Source organism: Eisenbergiella tayi (assembly GCF_001881565.1).
GTDB classification, from domain to species: domain Bacteria; phylum Bacillota; class Clostridia; order Lachnospirales; family Lachnospiraceae; genus Eisenbergiella; species Eisenbergiella tayi.
Genome location: NZ_MPDJ01000001.1, coordinates 125,966 through 146,770 on the forward strand (window position 1 = coordinate 125,966; position 20,805 = coordinate 146,770).

Annotated in this window: 13 protein-coding genes; 2 read left to right on the forward strand and 11 right to left on the reverse strand. The window is 48.4% G+C overall.

The genetic code is table 11. The annotated features are described in order from the left end of the window. Positions 1-308 precede the first annotated feature (308 nt). Complete coding sequence (locus BLA28_RS00575; RefSeq protein ID WP_069152233.1) at positions 309-917, forward strand: hypothetical protein; 609 nt, start codon at positions 309-311, stop codon at positions 915-917. Positions 918-925: 8 nt separating this feature from the next. Here the strand turns inward: BLA28_RS00575 and BLA28_RS00580 are convergent, their stop codons facing one another. From BLA28_RS00580 to BLA28_RS00615, 7 genes are all read right to left on the reverse strand, one after another. Beyond that, positions 926-1,864 carry a helix-turn-helix domain-containing protein gene (locus BLA28_RS00580; RefSeq protein WP_009254217.1) on the reverse strand — a complete coding sequence of 313 codons (939 nt, stop codon included), beginning with the start codon at positions 1,862-1,864 and terminating at the stop codon, positions 926-928. Positions 1,865-1,901: 37 nt separating this feature from the next. Beyond that, on the reverse strand, positions 1,902-2,936 hold the full coding sequence (locus tag BLA28_RS00585) for a LacI family DNA-binding transcriptional regulator (RefSeq protein ID WP_009254218.1): 1,035 nt from the start codon (positions 2,934-2,936) through the stop codon (positions 1,902-1,904). Positions 2,937-3,171: 235 nt separating this feature from the next. After that, positions 3,172-4,923: a glycoside hydrolase family 35 protein gene (locus BLA28_RS00590; protein WP_069155591.1), complete on the reverse strand. Its 1,752-nt coding sequence runs from the start codon at positions 4,921-4,923 to the stop codon at positions 3,172-3,174. Between the two features lie 211 nt (positions 4,924-5,134). Continuing rightward, complete coding sequence (locus BLA28_RS00600) at positions 5,135-6,805, reverse strand: DUF3502 domain-containing protein (protein ID WP_069155592.1); 1,671 nt, start codon at positions 6,803-6,805, stop codon at positions 5,135-5,137. Positions 6,806-6,894: 89 nt separating this feature from the next. Next, the gene (locus BLA28_RS00605) at positions 6,895-7,821 is read right to left on the reverse strand and encodes a carbohydrate ABC transporter permease (RefSeq protein WP_081329779.1); all 927 of its coding nucleotides are present in this window, start codon (positions 7,819-7,821) and stop codon (positions 6,895-6,897) included. A gap of 19 nt (positions 7,822-7,840) precedes the next feature. Then, positions 7,841-8,803: an ABC transporter permease gene (locus BLA28_RS00610; protein WP_069155593.1), complete on the reverse strand. Its 963-nt coding sequence runs from the start codon at positions 8,801-8,803 to the stop codon at positions 7,841-7,843. Between the two features lie 477 nt (positions 8,804-9,280). Further along, complete coding sequence (locus BLA28_RS00615) at positions 9,281-10,435, reverse strand: glycoside hydrolase family 88 protein (protein WP_069155594.1); 1,155 nt, start codon at positions 10,433-10,435, stop codon at positions 9,281-9,283. Positions 10,436-11,022: 587 nt separating this feature from the next. Here BLA28_RS00615 and BLA28_RS00620 point away from each other — a divergent pair. Further along, the gene (locus BLA28_RS00620) at positions 11,023-11,631 is read left to right on the forward strand and encodes a CPBP family intramembrane glutamic endopeptidase (protein ID WP_069155595.1); all 609 of its coding nucleotides are present in this window, start codon (positions 11,023-11,025) and stop codon (positions 11,629-11,631) included. Between the two features lie 182 nt (positions 11,632-11,813). Here the strand turns inward: BLA28_RS00620 and BLA28_RS00625 are convergent, their stop codons facing one another. The 4 genes from BLA28_RS00625 to BLA28_RS00640 all read right to left on the reverse strand — a co-directional run bounded on the left by BLA28_RS00625 (position 11,814) and on the right by BLA28_RS00640 (position 20,623). Continuing rightward, positions 11,814-12,620, reverse strand: a complete 807-nt coding sequence (locus BLA28_RS00625) for a hypothetical protein (protein ID WP_069155596.1) — start codon at positions 12,618-12,620, stop codon at positions 11,814-11,816. A gap of 493 nt (positions 12,621-13,113) precedes the next feature. Continuing rightward, positions 13,114-14,607 carry a glutamate synthase subunit beta gene (locus BLA28_RS00630; RefSeq protein ID WP_009254229.1) on the reverse strand — a complete coding sequence of 498 codons (1,494 nt, stop codon included), beginning with the start codon at positions 14,605-14,607 and terminating at the stop codon, positions 13,114-13,116. An 85-nt stretch (positions 14,608-14,692) separates the two neighbouring features. Then, the gene (gene gltB, locus BLA28_RS00635) at positions 14,693-19,237 is read right to left on the reverse strand and encodes a glutamate synthase large subunit (protein WP_069155597.1); all 4,545 of its coding nucleotides are present in this window, start codon (positions 19,235-19,237) and stop codon (positions 14,693-14,695) included. Between the two features lie 273 nt (positions 19,238-19,510). Further along, the gene (locus tag BLA28_RS00640) at positions 19,511-20,623 is read right to left on the reverse strand and encodes a slipin family protein (RefSeq protein WP_044968820.1); all 1,113 of its coding nucleotides are present in this window, start codon (positions 20,621-20,623) and stop codon (positions 19,511-19,513) included. Positions 20,624-20,805 lie beyond the last annotated feature (182 nt).

Below are 20,805 nucleotides of genomic sequence, written 5' to 3' on the forward strand. Positions count from 1 at the left end.
ACCGTCCATCTGAGCCAGTGTCAGGTTATAATTTGTAAGATAATCAGTCCAGGGAATGAAGTAAATCTCCAGTTCCGCATTTACTTTCTCGGTAAGGATTTTGTTTAATTCGGTCATAATTTCCTGTCTCTTATACACATCTAGAGGTGGATAAGAGACAGGGATTCCTGCATAGCCGGCTGAGGGGAAGGCATCCATCCGGACGGCAGTCCCCCAATCGTTGGCCGGAAGGGACAGGGGCTTGTGCGATGTTTGAGTCACCACTACATAAAAATCATTCGGAAATTACTCCGGCGAAAGGACACAGCATGGAATTTGATTCATTGGAAATCCGCAGGCTCTTGGCAGCCCTTACGGATCGTACACGAAAGGGGGCGCTTCACTGGGAGGTGATGGAATACGATCCCATCTGCTTCATGACGGAAATGGGAATTGAATTTGATGGATCGGAAACGGAAAATTTTGCACAGAACATTGCTTTCAGCTGCCGCCTGAAAAAGGGGCGCTCTATCTGGCTTGAAGTATATGAGTCCATAGGATTTCCTTCATCAGGCGGCTTCCCTTCCCTGAAGGAAGGCCCCTCACTGCGGGGGCTGGGCTTCTATACCATGCGCTTTCTTTCCTCCTCGGGAAAAGTCATGTACCAGTCCGAACGTATCGTCTGCAAAAGGGAACAGCAGCTTCTGATCTGCTGCCTTGTCGATGCCGTTTTTCAGGATACGGAACCTTTTTTCCTCCGTGTTTCCAGGAATAATACGATACCGTTTCAGAAATACCTGCGGCACCATGATCCCAGCGGCGGGCTGGAAAACCATCCCCTGGCCCAGCTTATGAAAAGATTTTATCACGATAACCGGTGCATGGACTTTCATCTGCTGGCAATGAGCTGCGCGAACGGAAGAAAAAACGGGAAATAACCTTTCGGTCACTTCCCGTTTTTTCTTCCGTTCATTCCTTCCCTGGCATATTCCGTGGGGGATTTTCCGGTATATTTTTTAAAGACTCTGCTGAAATAATACTCGTCAGGGAATCCGACACTCTCTCCAATCCTGGACATCTTCAGAGGTGAATTCAGAATAAGCGCCTTGGCATGATTTATCCGAACCCGGTTCAGATATTTAAAGATGGTCTGTCCCGTTACCTTCTTAAACGTCCGGTTCATATAATCGAAATTGCCGCCGAACTCTTTTTCCAGGGACTGTCCTGTAATATCTGCCGCATATTCCCTGTTCAGGTAATTCAAAAGCTCCTGCACATTCCGGTAAGAACGGGGCTGCTTCTCCACATAGGCCACCGTTTCCTCCGTCACGCAGCTTCTGCTTATTTCCACGAAGGCCTCCAGCACCTTACAGGCCAGCAGAATTTTATAATTTTCCAGCTGGGTGATATTCCGCTCCATCGCTTCATTCAGAAGCTCCGTCACCTTCACCAGGCTGCTGTAATCATGGATATGATAGCTTTTCGGAAGGTAAAGGCTCTGGCCTTCACACTTTTCATAGCTGAAAATATCACTCTGGACAGAAGCCTGCCTGTTTTCCAGCAAAAGCTTCTGCAGTCCTTTTTCTGTCTCTTCTTCAAGGGGCTCCATATCCGGATGCCGGAAATGCACGTAGAAATACTCACACCAGGAGGCCTTCACACCCACATGGATATATCTTGGGTCCAGCACATACATATCCCCCGGCTGGAGCGTTACCGTTTCTCCGTTTTCCTCCAGATACATGACCCCTTTTTTTATCAGATATACAATATATTCGTCTGCCTTTCTGCGCCTGTGCACATAGGGCGGCTCAATCACCACCGAATCTGCCAGTCTGACCGAAGGCAGATACTGCAGGTTTATCCGGTAAAACATATAAACCATTTCCCTTTCCCGGCCGGTTGAAGCGCTCGTTCCGTCTTCACTTCAGCTGTTTGCAGGAATCACGGATTACCAGGCCCGACTTCACCATCTGTACCCGGGGAGGCTCTTCATTATGGATGGCTTTTATCGCCGTTTCTATCAAAAGCTTGCCGAATAGCTTATAATCATAACCCACGCAGGTCAGCCTGGGCATGCAGGTTTCCGCAATATAGGTATTATCAAAGCTCACCACGGACACATCCTCCGGTATCCGCATGCCCTGCTCCCTGAGCGCCCGTACAATCCCCACCGCCGTGAAGTCATTGATGGCGATGATCGCGCTGGGCATGGGGTGATCCTCTCTGATAAACCGGTACATCGCGGCACTGCCGCTTTCGATATCATAGCTGCTTCCATCTACAATGTATTCCTCTCTGACAGGAATTCCATACTTCCGAAGCATCTGACGGTAACGCAGCCTTTTATCCAGTGTGGATTTAACATTATCACGTCCGCCCATCAGAGCGATATCCTGATGGCCGTTTTCAATGAGAAACTGCATCAGCAGCTCCATGGACTGCCCCTCGTCGATATTCACCTGGTAACAGTCCGCGCCGTCCAGCTTACCCGTAATCAGAATCGGCGTCGTGTTTGCCACTCTGTTGATGTTTTCCACATAGCTGGTATCGGATACCAGCTCATCCACTTTTCCGCCGATCTGGATAATAGCATCCACCCTCTGCCCCGAAAACTTTTCCAGATAGGAAACCTCCATCTCGTTGCTCCCCAGGGAATTGCACAATAAAAGCAGATAGCCGTTTTCATTCGCCGCTTTTTCGCATTCCACCGCCATAGTCGCATAAAACGGGTTCCGTATGTCGGAGACCATCAGGCCAATCATCTTGGTCTCCACACTGCTTAAGCCTCTTGCCAGCGCGTTGGGCCTGAAATCATACTTCCTGATCAGAGCCTCCACTTTGCTCTTCTTTTCTTCACTCACCTTCGCATTGCCTGTAAGGACTCTGGAAACCGTGGCCGGTGATACGCCTGCTTCTTTTGCAATTGTATATATACTGATCGTTTCTTTTTCCACTTTATTCCTCCCCCGTTTTCAGTTTTCCTGCACAAATTACCAATCTGCGCCTTTTTGAAACCGGTATCATTACTATTTTTATTATAATACATACCCGGGAATTAACCAAGTCTTTTCAGAAAAAAATCGGTAAAATACAAATTTTCAAAAAATCCTGCTCTTGTACGTTATTCCGGCACGCTTACAGACAAATTTGAAGGTTTTCCGAACAAAGCTTCCATTACCATTCCTGATTTTATCCTATATCCGGCTCCGCCTTCAGGCTGATCTCAGGAGCCGTCTTTCCATCTGTTTCAAATAAAATAATTTCATTCCTGCCTTTTTTAAGCAGCGGCGCAGGAATATACAGCCGCTTCTGCGGCCCTATTTCCCAGAACCGTCCCAGATTGAATCCGTTGAGGAAGGCACAGCCTTTTCCCCAGCCGCCGAAATCCAGGAAGGTGTCTCCAGCTTCCTCCACCTCAAAAACAAACTTATAAAAGCCCGGTGTCCCTTCTTCATAGCCTTTTGAAAAATCCAGCTTTTCCAGATTATTAAACGGCAGTGTATACATTTCCCAATTATAATGCATATGGCCGTTGAGCTGCACGCAGCCTGCAATTCCTTTGCGCTGGGATTCCATGAGGGGACCGAAATTCACACGGCCCATATTTTCCACCAGAATATCCAGAAGAGCGCCGGATTCAAAATCTGCCTTTACCTCCGCTTCTTTTAGCAGTTCCCTGTCATAAAGAGTGATCAGCGGCTTTTGATCCACAAAGATATTCGCTCTGTCATTCGCTCCCCACAGACGGATTTTTTCCAGGTTCTGCTCTCTTTCCAGCGCTGAACGGTACAGGATGTAACCGTAGCTCTGATCCAGTTTTTCCATGGGAATCGGGAACGTATTGCTTACGGGTGAGGAAAGATCGTCAAGTACCCGGAACAGGCTTACCTTCTCCTGTACCTTCAGGGCGCCGTAATCTTTCTTTTTTATATCCGTTGAAAAAGTTACCTGGGGAAGCTGTGTGTATTTTCCGATAACTTCTCTGTATTTGTCATATTTAACGGTAAAATCTCCGGCTTCCGTCAGCACCGCATCATAATCATAGCTGGTGACATCCGGGGTCAGTTCATCATAATAATTGGAGCCATTCATAAAACCGAAATTGGTTCCGCCTTCAAACATGTAGATATTTACATGTCCCATCTCCAGCATTTTATCCAGATCTTTTGTGCTTTCTTCCAGGTTTCCGCGCATGTGCCCGCCGTTTCCCCAGTGATCGAACCAGCCGACCCAGAACTCCGTGCACATAAGAGGGCCGCCCTCTGTGTACTTTTTAAGCACCTCAAAACGCTCTTCTGTCTTGGAACCGAAGTTTCCGGTGGGCAGCACGCCGGGAAGCCTTCCGCAGGAAAGCGACTCATCCATTGGACCGTCGGAGGTTACCAGCGGTACCTCGGCGCCATTATCCAGCATAAGCTGTTTCATGGTTTCCATATACCGGGTATCATCGCCATAGTAGCCGTATTCATTTTCCACCTGCATCAGGATAACAGGGCCGCCGTGGTGAATCTGCAGGGGAACGAGTATGGGAAACAATACGCTGTAGTATTCACGGACGGCTTCCAGAAATGGTTCATAACAGCCGCGAAGCCGCATGCCGTCTTCCTTCAAAAGCCAGGCAGGAAGGCCGCCGAACTCCCATTCCGCGCAGATATAAGGGGAAGGGCGGACAATGACATATAAACCCAGCTCCTGGGCAAGCAGGATAAACCTGCTGATATCCAGCATACCTTCGAATACGAATTTCCCTTTTTGGGGTTCGTGCATATTCCAGGGGACATAGGTTTCCACTGTATTCGCCCCCATCGCCTTCAGCTTCTCAAGCCTGTCACGCCAATATTCGGGAACGATTCTGAAATAATGAACCGCTCCGGATATTATTTTAAAAGGTTTGCCGTCCAAATAGAAATCATCCCTGATTTCAAAAACTCCTTTTTTCATTTCCACTTCTCCTTTTCCCTCTGCTGCCATCTATTCTAAAGATAATGAGGATACCGGGTTCCAGAGGACACAGATATTCCATATTATCAGTCTTATCGAATTCAAAAGTTTTCCCTGCCTTTAAACAGCCGCTTATTATGCAAATTGCCGGCTGCATACCGGAGTATGCGGCCGGCAATAGGCTGCGTGCTGTTAATCAGAAGTTTCCTTCTTATTTATACAGTGCATCGAACTGTGCCTGCAGTTCTGCTGTTACATCTTCAATACCAGCCTGTTTCAGGGCTGCCTGCATTTCTGCAACGATATCTTCAGCGGATCCGGAATATTTACCGAAAGCAATCTGTTTCATATAGTTTACATATGTTTCATTTACATTGTTGATCTTTGCCTGGATATCATCTACTTCGGGAACGAACTGGCCATAAGGATAGTCAATCTTAATGGAATCATATTCGTTATAAAGTGCATCGATCTTATCCCATGCTCTTGTCGCGTCTCTGATTTCCAAATCATCATTACGTCCCCACCAGAAATTGGTTGTTCCGTTGATGTTGTCTGTATCTGCATTGTATCCTTCAGGTTCAACACGGAGACCTTCGTCATTTACATCCCATGACACACCCTTAATACCATAGCAAAGCAGCTGATAGCATTCCGGATCATTTCTCAGCAGGTCATAAACCATAAGTGCTCTTTCCGGGTTGGCGCTTCCTGCTGAAACTGCCATTGCACCGTGAGTAATGGACAGAGCGGTTACGTTTCCTGTCTCTTCACCGAAATAGAAGAAACCGGATTCTGCGTTAGGATCATCCTGATAAATCTTATTCTGGCTGGTAGGGCTTACTAAATCTGTCCAGGTCTGGGTATGATGCTGATCCGCTGCGGTCTTGCCGACACGATAGTCATCACGGGCTGTGGTAGAACCAACATTCAGAACGTCTGTCCTCCAGACACCGATATTATCCCATTCCTTCATCGTCTTTGCAAACTCAACCATCATATCTGTATCTGTATAAGCGGGAGTTGTAACTGTATACAGGTCATCTCTTGTACCGCCCCAGAGTGCGCCGGTGCTGATACCGTCAATGGCTACAAAATTAGTATGGGAAGAAACCCAGCCGCCTGCCAGCTGTGTATGATGTGTTCCATCGGAATCCCAGGGGATCATGTCAGGATAAGTTTCCTTTACATAACGGAAGTATTCTGTCATATCTTCCCAGCTGTCAACCTTATCCAGTCCTGCAGCTTTCGCCCAGTCAAGACGGTAAATGAAACCATGGTTGGTCCACTGTGCATAGTTATCTTCCGGCATCAGATAAATCTCGCCGTTATATCTGCACATATCCCAATGTTCAGGGCTTACGCTTTCCCATGTTTTAGGAGCATAGGTTTTAAGCATATCTTCGGACAGTTCCAGGAATGCGCCGTTCTTGGAATTCGGCCATGCATCCAGCCAGTCGGAAGCAGTTCCGACCAGGTCTACGGTACCGTCCATCTGAGCCAGTGTCAGGTTATAATTTGTAAGATAATCAGTCCAGGGAATGAAGTAAATCTCCAGTTCCGCATTTACTTTCTCGGTAAGGATTTTGTTTAATTCGGTCATCATTTCTTCGTATTTTGCTTCTGTTCCTGAAGGCCTGTCACCAGTTGTCATATAGGTGATCTTCACATGCTCAGATGTGTCCACATTTGCCCACGGGTCAGAAGAATCTGCTGATGTACCGGCACTTGCCGAATCATCTGCTGCTGCGCTGTTATCGGCTTCTGCCGTATCTGCTGCAGCCCCGTTATCCGTAGTTGTCTGGGAATTGCTGTTTCCACAGGCGGCAAGGCCTGTTACCATAGTGGCCGCCAGTAAAATTGCGAGTAATTTCTTTTTCATACTCTACCTCCGTTTCCATTCGTTAATTGTTCCTTTATATGATCTCTGCTCACCTGCAGAGTAAGAACCGTATTCTTTTAATATGTAAATTAACCTTTAACCGCACCAACCGTAATACCGCTTATAAAATATTTCTGTACAAACGGATACAGGAGAATGATAGGGCCTGTTGCCAGCACGGCATTCGCCATTTTAACACCTTCCTGAGGGATATCCACTACGTTAACAAACTGTCCGGCAACTGAGTTCTTCAAAGCGTCGATTTTGTTAACAACCTCGTACAGTGTATACTGCAGCGGCTTAATAGCCACCTTTGTACTGAGGAACAGGGAAGACTGGTACCATTCATTCCAATAGCTGAGGGCAAGGAACAGGCCGATAGTAGCCAGTGCAGGCTTAAGCATGGGGAGTATCAGGGCTGTGAAAATTTTCATATCCCCGGCGCCGTCAATTTTACCCGATTCCGTAATCTCATGGGGTATCGCCTTTACGAAGTTTTTCATCAGTATTATCAGCCACGGTGACATCATCAGGGGCAGCAATACTGCCAGATAGCTGTCTTTCAAATGATATGTCTGTGTCATCAGCAGATAATAAGGAGCCAGACCTGCTGAGAAAAGGCTTGTAAAATAGATATAGAAGGAAATCGCATTACGGAAAGGGAAATCCTTTCTCTGGAGCGCGTAGCCTGTCATGGAAATAATAGACAGCCCCAGGAAGGTACCCACCCCGGTCATAACTATAGTTAATATGTAAGATTTCCATATGTTTCCGTTTTTTGTAACCATCTGATAAGCTTCCAGAGAAAATCCCTTGGGAATGAGCTGTACCCCTTCTGCATGGATGATGGCTTCGTTTGTAAAGGACGTTCCTATAATAAGCAGGAATGGAATGATACAGGCCAGTGCATAAATGGTGATTAATATATAACCGGCCCCTCTGATTACTATATCTGATTTTCCGAGCTTGACCTTAGCTCCGGACATCTGTAAATCCATATCTTGTTTCTTTGCCATGATTGACCTCCATTTTTACTTAGAACAGGGAATAATCCGGTTCAATTTTCTTCACAATATAATTGACTACCATAACAATTACAAATCCGATTATGGACTGGTACAGGCCTACCGCAGAAGCAGTCGAGAAGTTGAAATCTGTCATGGTTGCCCGGTATACGAAGGTCTCAATAATATCTGTGGTTCCATACAAAATGGAGTTGGATCCGATTATGTTATAGAATAAACCGAAGTTGCCTTTTACAATGCCGCCCAGCGCGAACAGTATGAGAATTACAATCGTGGGCTTCAGGGAAGGAAGGATGATATAGCGGATTTTCTGGAATCCGTTGGCTCCGTCTACTCTTGACGCTTCAATCATTTCGGCATCAATACCCATAATAGCTGCAAAATATACTACGGAGTTATATCCGGTCTGCTGCCACAGATAAATGATTACCATCAGTACCGGCCATACTTTCGGGTCGGCATAGGGCTGCCATTTTTCCATTCCCAACGTAGTCAGGATACTGTTTACAAAACCGGTATCAAAGTTCAGGAGGCTGTATACAAGCAGGCCTACCAGAACCTGCGATATAAAGTAAGGAAGAAACATCATCGTCTGTGATACTTTCTTAAACCATTTGCTTCTCATTTCATTCAGCAGTATCGCCACAAATACAGCCAGAAGATTTCCAAGCAGAATGAATGCCAGGTTATAAAGCAGTGTGTTTCTGGTAAGTGTCAGCAGCTTACCTGACTGTGCCAGGAATTCGAAGTTCTGCAGACCTACAAATTTGCTTCCGAAAATGCCGTTTCGGTAGTTATATTTTACGAAAGCCACCCAGATTCCCGGCAGCGGCATATAGCTGAATGCGAAGAAAAATATAATCGCCGGAAGACACATAAAAATCAGTACCCGATAACGGACAACATTTTGGAAAAACGTCCTTTCCTTTCTTCTTGGCGCGGCAACTGTCGCTTTCGATTTCTCTTTACTCAATCTCTTTTCCTCCTGCTACTCATAAATTCCGATAAGCTTACTAATGAATCTTTTCTTGAAACCCATTTCATGAGATAATTATATGTAATAGCTTTCTAAATGTCAACAGCTTGCACATAATATTTTTTGTTTTTTATGTTTTTTGTACATTTGGTATAAAATCATGTGTTTTGCAGAGCTTAAAGGGCGTGTTTTTTGTTTATTTTTTAGTATTTATTCTTTTCAAAAGTTCTGCTCTGTAAGAAAATCGGCTTTATTTCAGAAACCGATTTCATATCATCACCTATCTTATCTCTTTTTGAACAATACTTTTTCTGAAAACTGGTACTTTGATTACCTGATAGTAAAAAAACACCGTAAATTCATATTTATAATGAATTTACGGTGTTTATAAGTCCTCTATTTCGTCAACCGGGTGAAATAGCAGTTCTGCAACTGATTTCATCCGTATAAAAGGCAAGAAACATTATAGCTGTTTTACCAGTACTGTTCCCAATCCTTTGACAACCTGGTCAACGCCTCCATATAAAAATAATCTCCCCAGGAGTTGCATTCATCCACACCGCAGTGGTTGCAGGTATTGTAAGGAGAATGGTTGGAATAGGTGCTGTGGAGCACCAGGCCGTTGGAAGTTTCGTGATCCTTTACGGCATAATTGTCATAAATGGATTTCATGATTTCAGATGCTTTTGTCCTGTAATAGTCAGCATCTTCTTCCGGCAGGTACTTCGCCATTTCCAGCATACCGCAGGCCGCTATGACAGCAGCGGAGGAATCCCTGGGCTGATCGGAACCGTCGGTAAATTCAAAATCCCAGTAGGGTACCAGATCCTCCGGCAGGTGTTCCAGGAAATAGCCGGTTACGGTACGAAAAGCATCCACATATTTGGCCTCTTTGGTGTACCGGTAGCCCAGCGCCGTTCCGTAAACACCCCAGGCCTGTCCTCTTGCCCAGGCGGATCCGTCTCTGTAGCCCTGGCAGGTAGCCCCGTGATCCGGTTCTCCGGTTTCCATATTGAAGAAAAAGGTATGCCAGGTGGAACCGTCCTCGCGGATGACATTGGCTAAAGCGGTATGGATGTGTTTTTCTGCTATATCCCTGTACTTGCTGTCACCGGTTTCTTCGGATGCCCAGTACAGAAGCGGGAGGTTCAGAAGGCAGTCGATGATCAGGCGGTAGTTTTCCGGGGCATTCATAGCGCCCCAGGCCTGGATGAATTCTCCTTTTTCATGAAAACGGCTGATGAGCTGGTCTGCGGCTTTGATCGCCGCTTCTCTTCCTGTCCGGTTTCCTGTGAGTTTCCAGGCTGCAACGCAGGACGGGGTGTATAAAAAGCCCATATCGTGGTGGTCTACCATGATTTTGTTATCGATGCGGCGGAGGTAGTCCTTTACCTGTATCTCCGCCGCTTTCCGGAAGGCCTCATCTTTGGTATGTTCATAGGCAAGCCATATTTCTCCGGTCCAGAATCCGTTGGTCCAGTCCACGTTATCGATGGGCTCGTAGAAATGATTCACGCTGTAGGCATTCTGGAATTTATCCGTAAACTGCGGCAGATACTTTTTTATCTGCGCGGCGGAAAAATCCAGCGCCTGTTTGATTTCCCCCTGGGTTAATTTCTGATAATCCATAAGCTTCTCCTTTTCTTCTTTCCGTCAGAGTTCACAGCAGCCCTATGCATCGTATATTCCTCCGGCCGGCTTGCCTTCCCGCTGCGTTTTCCCTCTCCGGCGGGTCTATATACCTGCGCAGGCACGTTCTCACTCTGCTAAAAACGCAGCGGTACTAAGATTGTACAAAACACAATCTAAGAACCGGCGTTTTTAGAAGGCCTTTGCAGGGTATACAGACCCGCCGGAGAGGGAAAACGCAGCGGGAAGGCAAGCCGGCCGGGGGAATATACGATGCATAGGGCTGCTGTGGACTCTGACTTTTTTACATACTGCAGCAATTGGTTGCTGTAATGATAATTGTATCATATCATCTTGCGGTGTCCGGTGTCCAGAGTGAGGCTGAAAATGAAGTGCGGATGAAATAGGGGCGAATGAAAAGGCTTGAAAATGCCTTCGGCGGCGGGGATGGGCGGGAGGCGGGAGCGGTTAGTGATGACAATATTTAAGAGGAATTATTTTTATGTGCTTGACATTGGCTGGGGGGTGAGTTATTGTATTATTATATTAATACAATAACTCAACAAGCAAACTTAAGGAGGTTCTTTATGGATATGGTATCGATGTTTTTTAATGTGATTTCTCAGGTTCTTATGTTCTCTCTGATTCCTTTTATATGGTGGCTGGTTACGGCGAGACGGAAGGAAAATTTTTTCTCGTGGATCGGGCTGAAGGGTGTCAGGGGCAGCTGGCTGGCTGTGGGCGGGTGTATTTTGTTTTTCTTCGTGCTTTGTGTTGTTTCGCAGGTGTGGTGGATTCCTCATCTGCTGCCGGCGAATGCTACGGTGCAGAGTTCTTATGCAGGGATGGGATGGAGCGCTTTTCCCTCTGCCTTTCTTTTTGGGATGATTCAGACGGGGCTTTCGGAGGAGATTTTGTTCCGGGGGTTTATTGGGAAAAGGTTGATTGCTAAGTTTGGGTTCGCTGTGGGGAATGTGGTCCAGGGGCTGTTGTTCGGGGCGCTTCATGGGGTTATGTTTTTCTTTGTGACTACGCCGTTGAAGGCTTTGGTAATTACTTTGATTACGGGGTTCAGCGGGTGGCTGCTGGGGTGGCTGACGGAAAAGGGATCCGGAGGATCTATTGTGCCTGGGTGGATGGCGCATGGGGTGGGGAATCTGGTGCTTTCTATGGTGCAGGCGTTTGGGTGGCTGTGATGATAAGGGGAGACGGGCAGGGGCGCTGGCGCTGCCTGCCGTTCCTTTGGGTTTGCATCCGCCCATTTAATCCGCTTTCGGGGATGGGCGGATGTTCTGCGGCCACTGGTTTAACGGCTCCGCTGCCGTGCAGCAGGTGCACGGCAGGGTCTGAACGGTAACCGGTTGCCTGCCGCCGCGGTTTACTCTCCGTCTGACGCAGTCAGCAGCTCTAATATGGCGTTCACCTCGTCTAACTCCAGATAGCAGGTTATCATGGTATAGTAGCAGGCTCCATCGGACCACTCGGAAACAATAACCCCTTCTGAAGGGCCGGTCATTTGAGCTATTTCCACGTTTATCCCGTTATGTTCCACGGGTTGGAAATCTTCATCGTCAAATTCAGTTTCTCTTTGGCGGCCGGTGATAAGATCAATGCTGGTATATACAAGGCCGCATTTATATGAAATAAAACCGGATTCGGTGTCGTCCGTAATTCCGAAATACACAGGCTCGAAATGGTCGTAGCCTTCGGGGAGTTCCAATATGGCAATTCCTAATTCTTCCTCTAGCTGCTTCGTATCCTCCCGGGGGGTGGTTCCGGGATAGGTTCGTTCAAAGCCGATCTGTTCCAGGTAATTTCGCTGTGACATCTGGCTGAGTTCGTATATGTATTCATTGATAAAGTCGTTTTCATTGATGCCCGTTACGGTAACGGCGTAGGAGTAGTCAGCGTCTTCCCACCATGCGATGAAGGTGTCATCTGATTTCCCGTAATGGCAGGGCATGCCGTCGTATTCCAGCTCTTTATAGGCCACATCGTACCAGCCGGTAATGTCTCCGGAGCCTTCCTGCTGGCGGATGACAACGTCTCTGCCGGCAACCTTGCATTGGATTTCTCCCAGGGTGCCGTCAATTATGTAGTAGTGAGGGTCTTCTTCTGCGTAGTAGGCGGGAAGGTCCAGCATGGTGAAGGAGAGCGTGGACTGGAGTTCCATTATATCCGACATTTCTTCCATGGGGTTGGGGAGGGTGATTTCGTTGGCGGGTTGGGTGGAAGGCGATGAGGATATGGGTTCCTGAATTTCCTGAGTTTCCTTCGTTTCCTGAGGGATGGGCTGGGCGGAGGCAGGGGTACAGGCGGGGAGCAGAAGGGGGATAAGGAGGAGGGGGATAAGATGAATGGGACGGGGGGATGGGGTGGGGGTGTTTTTAGTTTTTTTTCATAGGGGGCTCCTTTCCTATTTTGGTTTTTGGGTTTTGGGGTTAATGGTATTATAGGGGGGAGAGTGCACCAAAAGAGTATCAAAGGGAAGCGGGCAGGGGCGCTGGCGCTGCCTGCCCTGGGGAGGTGGGGTGTTGGGGGAGGCCGGCGGTGTACAGCCTATGAAAACAACGGATGGTCCGCAGAGCGAGCCATCCGTTGTTCAAGAAGCGAAAGGAAGGACCGGAGGGAGAGCGAGCTCTTCCTCCGGTCCTTCCTTTCGCTTCTTTTCGCACCGCCTACTGGGGCGACACGTTTGTATACCCCATCAGACTCTCATCAACTTCTCTTGCTGCTTCTCTGCCTTCTCTTATGGCCCACACGACAAGTGATTGACCTCTGTGCATATCGCCTGTAACAAATATTTTATCAGCGTTTGTCTTATACTTTCCGTCTTCCGTCTTAACATTAGTGCGTGCATTGAGTTCTACTTTAAATGCGTCGGTAATGTATTTTTGGCTTCCCAGAAATCCGGCTGCGATGAGTACGATGTCGGCATCGAGTATTTGTTCGGTGTCGGGTATTTCTTTCATGTTCATTCTTCCGGTTTTTGGGTCTTTTTCTTGTTTTAGTTTTACGATTTTAACGGCCTTGAGGTTTCCGTTTTTGTCTTTGATGAATTCCTTGACTGTGGATTCATAAATTCTCGGGTCGTGGCCGTAGAGGGCTATTGCTTCTTCCTGGCCGTAGTCGGTTTTGCAGATTTTGGGCCATTCGGGCCAGGGGTTGTCTTCGGCTCTCTGGTCGGGGGCTTTGGGCATCATTTCTATTTGTGTCACGGATTTGCAGCCGTGGCGGATGGATGTTCCCACGCAGTCGTTGCCGGTGTCGCCGCCTCCGATGATGATGACATTTTTGCCTTTTGTCTCCACGTATTTTCCGTCGGTGAAGTTGGAATCGAGGAGGCTTTTGGTGTTGGCAGTAAGGAAATCAACGGCAAAGTAGATTCCTTTTGCGTCGCGGCCGGGGGCGTTCAGATCTCTGGGGTTGGATGCTCCGCAGGCAAGTATGATGCGATCGTATTCCTTCAGGAGCTGGGAGGGTTTGATGTCTTTTCCCACGTCAATTCCGGTGAGGAAGGTGACGCCCTCTTCTTCCATGATTTTTACTTTGCGCTGTACGATATCTTTTTCCAGTTTCATGTTGGGTATTCCGTACATGAGCAGGCCGCCGATACGATCGGAACGTTCGTAAACGGTGACTGTATGGCCTCGTTTGTTGAGCTGGTCGGCGGCTGCCAGGCCGGAGGGGCCGCTTCCTATGACAGCCACTTTTTTGCCGGTGCGCTGTTTAGGTGGTTTGGGGGCGGCATAGCCTTTTTCGTAGGCATTTTCAATGATGGCGTATTCGTTTTCCTTGGTGGAAACGGGTTCGCCGTTGAGGCCGCAGGTGCAGGCCGCCTCGCAGAGGGCGGGGCATACGCGGGCCGTAAATTCGGGGAAATTATTTGTCTTTTTCAGGCGTTCGTAGGCCTGTTCCCAGTTTCCGGTGTATACCAGGTCGTTCCATTCCGGCACCAGGTTGTGCAGAGGGCAGCCGGACGCCATTCCGCAGAGCATCATGCCGGACTGGCAGAAGGGCACGCCGCATTCCATACAGCGTGCACCCTGAAGCTGCTGTTCCTCTCTGGACAGGTGCTGGTGGAATTCATTAAAGTGTTTGATTCTGCTCGCCGGTTCTTCAGCACGGCTTACTTTTCTATCATAATCCATAAATCCGGTTGGTTTTCCCATGTCTTCCTCACTTTCTGCCGCTGGCTGCGGTATTTTTCCATGAAAATGACTGTTCAGTCTTTTCACAGTATGAAAATCATGTTGGCTATTTTCTCATGTTGGCATAGAAGGCTTCTATCTGTGCCTGCTCGGCGCTCAGGCCTTTTTCCTCCATCTGTACGATGGTGGTGAGTACCCGTTCATAGTCATGAGAGATGATTTTCTTGAATTTAGGCAGGTATTCTTCGAAATGCTCCAGTATTTCCTTTCCTTTTTCGGAATTGGTATAGGCCACATGCTCCTGGATCATTTCCTTGAGTTCCTGTATGTCATATTTGGAGGTGATTTCATGGGAGGAAACCATTTCTTTATTCAGGCGGATGTAAAGGTCATTTCCTTCATCCAGCACATAAGCGATGCCGCCGCTCATGCCCGCCGCGAAGTTCTTGCCGGTATGGCCCAGAACCACAACGCGGCCTCCTGTCATATATTCACAGCCATGGTCTCCCACACCCTCCACTACAGCCAGACAGCCGGAATTGCGGACAGCAAACCGTTCTCCTGCCACACCGTTCACAAATACCTTTCCGCTGGTGGCCCCGTACAGGGCTACGTTTCCGATGATGATATTTTCTTCGGACTTGAAGCGGCTTCCTTTGGGAGGGTATACGATCAGCTTGCCGCCGGAAAGCCCTTTTCCGAAATAGTCGTTGCTGTCGCCTACCAGTTCCAGTGTAAGGCCCTTGGGAATGAAAGCGCCGAAGCTCTGGCCGCCTGCGCCCTTGCACAGAACGCGGTAGGTATCATCCTCCAGTGAGGTTCCGAATTTTCTTGTGATCTCGGAACCCAGTATGGTGCCGAAAGCGCGGTCGGTATTGGCGACGTCCACTTCTATGCTGCGTTTCTGTCCGTTCTCCATAGCCTTGGTCATTTGTTTCAGAAGGACTTTTTCATCCAGTGTCTTTTCCAGGGCAAAATCATATACCTTTTTCGGGTCGAAAATGGAGCCCGGTTTTCCGGCATAGGGATTGCCCAGAATTCCGCTGATGTCTATTTTTTTCTGGGCCGGGGTCAGGTTTTCTTTTTGGGCAAGAAGATCCGTTCTTCCCACCAGTTCGTCAACGCTGCGTACACCCAGCTTCGCCATATATTCCCGCAGTTCTTCCGCGATGAAACGCATGAAGTTGATGACATATTCCGGTTTTCCGCGGAACCGCTTGCGCAGCTCCGGGTTCTGGGTTGCCACGCCCACGGGGCAGGTGTCCAGGTTGCAGACACGCATCATGACACAGCCCATGGTGATGAGGGGCGCTGTTGCAAAACCGAATTCTTCCGCACCCAGGATTGCGGCAATCGCCACATCCCGGCCGCTCATCAGCTTACCGTCGGTTTCAATGCGTACCCGCTGGCGCAGGCCGTTCTGGATAAGGGTCTGATGGGTTTCCGAGAGCCCCAGCTCCCAGGGAAGTCCCGCATTATGGATGGAGCTCTTGGGAGCGGCTCCTGTTCCTCCGTCATAGCCGGAAATCAGGATGACCTGTGCGCCGGCCTTGGCAACGCCTGCCGCTACGGTGCCCACTCCTGCTTCGGATACCAGTTTCACGGAAATTCTTGCATATTTATTGGCATTTTTCAGATCATAGATCAATTGCGCCAGATCCTCGATAGAATAAATGTCATGGTGCGGGGGCGGGGAAATCAGGCCGACGCCGGGTGTGGAGTGCCTTGTTTTGGCAACCCATGGGTATACCTTTCCTCCGGGCAGATGGCCGCCTTCGCCGGGTTTTGCTCCCTGCGCCATTTTGATCTGGATTTCCTGAGCGCTTACCAGATACTGGCTGGTAACGCCGAAACGGCCGCTGGCAACCTGCTTGATGGCAGAACAGCGGTTTAAGCCGTCCGGGCCTACGCTGAGGCGTTCCACGTCTTCTCCGCCTTCGCCGGAATTGGATTTTCCATGAAGGATATTCATGGCAATAGCCATCGTTTCATGGGCTTCCTTGGAGATGGAGCCATAGGACATGGCACCGGTTTTAAAACGGGTGACAATGGAGTCCACGCTTTCCACTTCCTCCAGGGGAATTCCTTTTTCCGGATATTTGAAATCCATCAGGCCCCGCAGGTTTTTGATGGAATTTTCGTCATTCACCAGGGCCGTATACTGCTTGAAGAGTTCATAATCCCCTCTTCTGGTGGCCTCCTGCAGTGTATGGATGGTGGCAGGATTGTAGAGATGTTCATCGCCGCCGCTTCTCATTTTATGATGTCCCGGGCTGTCCAGAGTGAGATCTGTGGCAAGGCCGAGGGGGTCGAAGGCCATGGAGTGGAGGGCATCCACTTCCTTTTCCATATCCTCTAAGGAGGTGCCGCCAATACGGCATACTGTGTTCGTAAAGTACTTATTTATCACATCCTCATCAATGCCGATGGCTTCGAAAATCTGGGAGCCCTGGTAGGACTGGATGGTGGAAATTCCCATTTTGGATGCGATTTTTACAATACCGTTTAAAATGGCTTTGTTATAGTCATTCACTGCGGCATAGTAATCCTTATCCAGCATTTTGTTGTCGATGAGCTCTTTAATGCTCTCCTGGGCCAGATAGGGATTGATGGCGCAGGCACCGTAGCCGAGAAGGGTTGCAAAATGGTGGACATCCCTGGGCTCGCCGGATTCCAGAATCAAAGCCACGCTGGTGCGTTTTTTCGTTTTGACAAGATGCTGGTTCAGTGCGGATACGGCCAGCAGGGAAGGAATTGCCACATGGTTTTCGTCCACCCCTCTGTCGGAGAGGATCAGAATGTTGGCGCCTTCCCGGTATACCCGGTCCGCTTCCACAAACAGACGCTCAATCGCCCGCTCCAGCTTCGTATTTTTATAATAGGTAATGGGAACAACCGCCGTTTTGAAGCCGTCTTCCTTCATACTTTTTATTTTCATCAGATCCGTATTGGTCAGAATCGGATTATTTACTTTTAATACATTGCAGTTTTTCGCCTTTTCTTCCAGGACATCTCCTTCGGCTCCGATGTATACGGTGGTCGAGGTCACGATGTGCTCACGGATTGCATCGATGGGCGGATTGGTTACCTGGGCAAAAAGCTGTTTGAAATAATGGAACAGCGGATGGTAGGTTTTGCTCAGGAAAGGCAGAGGAGTGTCCACACCCATGGCAGCAATCGCTTCCCCACCGTTTTCAGCCATAGGAAGGATGCTGGTTCTCATCTCATCATAGGTGTATCCGAATGCCTTCTGAAGACGGTGCCTCTCCTCCGCGGAGAACTCAGGAACCCGTTCATTGGGGATTTTCAGATTTTTCAGCTCCACCAGGTTATTATCCAGCCATTCGCCGTAAGGCTGGCGGGATGCATAGGCTTCCTTGAGCTGGTCATCGTCAATCACCTCACCCCTCCGGGTATCCACAAGCAGCATCTTGCCGGGGCGCAGACGTTCCTTTACCTTGATTTTGGTAGGCTCGATATCCAGAACCCCCACCTCAGAGGAAAGGATCAGCTGATCATCCTCTGTGATCAGATAGCGGGAGGGACGCAGGCCGTTGCGATCCAGAATGGCTCCCATGATATCCCCATCAGAAAAAAGTATGGAGGCCGGGCCGTCCCATGGCTCCATCATGGTTGCATAATATTGATAAAAATCCCTTTTTGACTGGGACATGGTCTTGTTGTTTGCCCAGGGCTCGGGAATGGTGATCATGACGGCCAGAGGCAGATCCATGCCGCTCATCACCAGAAATTCCAGTGTGTTATCCAGCATGGCGGAATCGGAACCGTTGGGGTCAATCGCCGGAAGCACCTTGTGAAGGAGGCCATGAAGATGCTCGGATTCCATATTTTCCTCACGGGCCAGCATCTTGTCATAGTTGCCCCGGATCGTGTTAATCTCTCCGTTATGGACGATAAAACGGTTGGGATGAGCCCTTTCCCAGCTGGGATTGGTGTTGGTGGAAAAACGGGAATGCACGATTGCAATAGCTGATTCGTAATCCTCGCTCTGCAGATCCGTAAAAAAGGTACGGAGCTGCCCCACCAGAAACATTCCTTTATATACAATCGTCCGGCTGGACAGTGATACTACATAAGTGTTGTCGCTGGACTGTTCAAAAACCCGGCGCGCCACATAGAGCTTCCGGTCGAATTCAATCCCTTTCGGCGTGTTCGCAGGCTTCTTAACAAACCCCTGCATAATGCACGGCATACACTCTACCGCCCTCTGTCCCAAGACATCAGGGACACAGGCCACCTCGCGCCAGCCCAAAAATTCCAGTCCTTCTTTTTCCACGATGATTTCAAACATCTTCTTAGCCTGGTTTCTTTTCAGCTCATCCTGCGGGAAAAAGAACATGCCTACGCCGTATTCCCTTTCTCCGCCCAGCTGAATCCCCAGAGGCTTTGTCACTCTTTTAAAAAATGTATGAGGCACCTGGGTCAGAATTCCCACGCCGTCGCCGGTCTTTCCTTCAGCGTCCTTTCCGGCACGGTGCTCCAGGTTCTCCACAATCTTCAGGGCATTTTCCACGGTTGCCCTGGATTTGGTTCCTTTGATGTTTACGCAGGCACCAATGCCGCAGTTATCATGCTCAAACTGCTGTCTATAAAGCGGTGCTTCGGGAACTTCCTTTTTCACATCAAACATAATCTTACTCCTCTCCCTGTGCGTTTTAATCTCTGCTCCTCTGTCATCACGTATCCTCAGGATACGCAAAAAAGGCCGCAAAGAGACTTAAATCCGCCTCTTTGCGACCTGTGGGTTATTATAAAGCAATTTTTATCATTTGTAAACAGGAAATTTTTTTAAATTATCAGATAATTTGATAATATCTTATTTTCGCATAAATTATCTGACAATTTATACATATGTATCCATTATTACTGTAGTTATCTGATTTCATACTCCTTTTGAAATCATTCAGGACGCATCCTTTCCCACTGTCAGTTCGGAAAGCTGTTCCAGGACACTTTTTCCGCCGTTCAGTGTAATATTACCCACCTTATCACAGATTTTCTCCAGATATTCCATTTCCTTAAGGCGCATGAGGGTCTTGTTTTCCTCCATCAGCCTCGCCGTATTCAGAAGGCTGCGTGTGGAAGCCACCTCTTCCCTGCGCATAATGACGTTGGCCTGAGCCTTTTTCTCCGCTACAAGCACGGTGTTCATAATATCCCTGATTTCACCGGGGAGGATGATGTCCTTAATTCCTGCGTTTACAATTTCCACACAGTATTCTTCCTCATTGGCCTTCATTTTTTCCAGAATGATTCCCGACAGCTCCTCTTTCTGGGAAAGCAGTTCATCCAGGCGGTATCTGCCCACATGCTCCCGGAGGATGAGCTGGGCACGGGTATAGAGCAGCGAAGCCACACCGTCCACCTTTTCCACCAGCTTTTCCGGATTGGTAATCCGATAATTCATCACCACATTCAGGCGCACTCCCACTTTATCCGCGGTAAGGATTTCCTGGCCGGTAATGTCCAGCTGCTGGATTTTCATATTGAAAATCTTACAGCTCACCTCCCGGCCGTAGTTCCAGAAATAATACGTGCCCGTGCCCAGACGCTTTTCAAAACGCAAATCATAGTACAGAAGGCCTGTTTCTCCGTCCTTAATCGTAATCTTCTTGTAGTATTTAGCAGGCATCAAATCCATGTAAATACGGGGAAGGGTATCCTCCATACAGGGCTGGGTAATGTCCACCATCTGGAATTCGTTCTTTTCATATACATTCCAGAACAATGTTTCCGCCCGGGTGAGCACCTCCCGGTAAGCCTTATTCACAAAACGGAGGGCAATACATTCATCAGGAATAACTGCCTTTACCACCCGTGATGCGAAGCCTTTATCCTGCATGAGAATTTCCTCGGGGATGCCGCAGGTTTTTACCTCTCCTGTCATAGGGACGATTTCCACCGTATAGCCGAAAGCCCTGGGATATGTATATTTACCGGCTGTAAGCAGACGCAGGAATTTACCGTTCCTGCACAGATAGCCGCATTCCTGTTCTTTGATAATAAAGTTTGTCATGTTCTCTTACTTCCTTTCTTGTCTTACTTGTGAAAAAAGCATCCTGCTCCGCTTCCTCACCCATTGGCGGGTCCGATTTTCAGCTTCTTTGAAAGCGGGAGGGTGGCATGCGCCGTACCCGGCGCCGCCTGCCTCACGCCCGCCGAAGCGGTATCCAAAGGGACACTGGCCGCAGAATGAGA